Origin of the sequence: Pseudomonas sp. GZD-209, assembly GCF_049310485.1 — a bacterium.
GTDB lineage: Bacteria > Pseudomonadota > Gammaproteobacteria > Pseudomonadales > Pseudomonadaceae > Aquipseudomonas > Aquipseudomonas sichuanensis.
Genome location: NZ_JBMOWQ010000085.1, coordinates 1 through 1,299, shown reverse-complemented (window position 1 = coordinate 1,299; position 1,299 = coordinate 1). Strand labels below are relative to the sequence as shown.

Annotated in this window: 1 protein-coding gene; it reads right to left on the bottom strand. The window is 67.4% G+C overall.

From position 1 onward, the window contains the following. Window positions 1–42: 42 nt before the first annotated feature. Window positions 43–1,134 (bottom strand): chorismate synthase, encoded by a 1,092-nt coding sequence (aroC, locus tag ACO6VM_RS11230; protein WP_232885006.1) that lies wholly within the window; start codon window positions 1,132–1,134, stop codon window positions 43–45. Window positions 1,135–1,299: the final 165 nt, after the last annotated feature.

Below are 1,299 nucleotides of genomic sequence, written 5' to 3'. Positions count from 1 at the left end.
CCCCCTCCCCCCCCCCCCCCCCCCCCCCCCCCCCCGGGACTGTCAGAGCTGGCCCAGCACCGGGGTATTCACCTTCACATCGGCATTCTGCCCGCGGTGGCGCAGCAGGTGGTCCATCAGCACGATGGCCATCATCGCCTCGGCGATCGGCGTGGCGCGGATACCGACGCACGGATCGTGACGGCCCTTGGTGATCACTTCCACCGGGTTGCCGTCGATATCGATCGAGCGGCCCGGCGTGGTGATGCTGGAGGTCGGCTTGAGCGCCAGGTGGGCGACGATCGGCTGGCCGGAGGAAATGCCACCGAGAATGCCGCCGGCGTTGTTGCTGAGGAAGCCTTCCGGCGTCATTTCGTCGCGGTGTTCGGTGCCGCGCTGGGCGACGCTGGCGAAACCGGCGCCGATCTCCACGCCCTTGACGGCGTTGATGCTCATCAGCGCATGGGCCAGCTCGGCGTCGAGGCGGTCGAAGATCGGCTCGCCCAGGCCCGGCATCACGCCCTCGGCCACCACGGTGATCTTCGCCCCGACCGAGTCCTGGTCACGGCGCAACTGGTCCATGTAGGCCTCGAGCTCTGGCACCTTGGCCGGGTCGGGGCTGAAGAAGGCGTTGTCTTCCACCGAGTCCCAGGTCTTGAACGGGATCTCGATCGGGCCGAGCTGGCTCATGTAGCCGCGCACGCGGATGCCCTGGGTGGCCAGGTACTTCTTGGCGATGGCGCCGGCGGCCACGCGCATGGCGGTCTCGCGCGCCGAGCTGCGCCCGCCGCCGCGGTAGTCGCGCTCGCCATACTTGTGGTGGTAGGTGTAGTCGGCGTGGGCCGGGCGGAACAGGTCCTTGATCGCCGAGTAGTCCTTGGACTTCTGGTCGGTGTTGCGGATCAGCAGGCCGATCGAGCAGCCGGTGGTGCGGCCTTCGAACACGCCGGAGAGGATCTCCACTTCATCGGCTTCCTGGCGCTGGGTGGTATGCCGGCTGGTGCCGGGCTTGCGCCGGTCAAGGTCATGCTGCAGATCGGCCAGGGAGATTTCCAGGCCGGGCGGGCACCCATCGACAATGGCGACCAACGCCGGGCCATGGCTTTCGCCAGCGGTGGTGACAGTGAACAGCTTGCCGTAGGTATTGCCGGACATGGACGCTCCGCGAAATCAGCCTGAGTGGGTGAGAGGCGGCCAGTATACGGAAAGCCGATGCAATGGGTGAGAACTTCGGGGCGCTCATTTGCCTGGAGCGGCCTCATCGCGGGGGGAGGAGCACCCCCCCCACACCCCCATCTATCTGTCTCAGGGGAGTGCTCT

Coding starts and splice junctions, on each gene's coding strand:
- aroC (WP_232885006.1), bottom strand. CDS start 1,134: ATGTCCGGCAATACCTACGGCAAGCTGTTCACTGTCACCACCGCTGGC.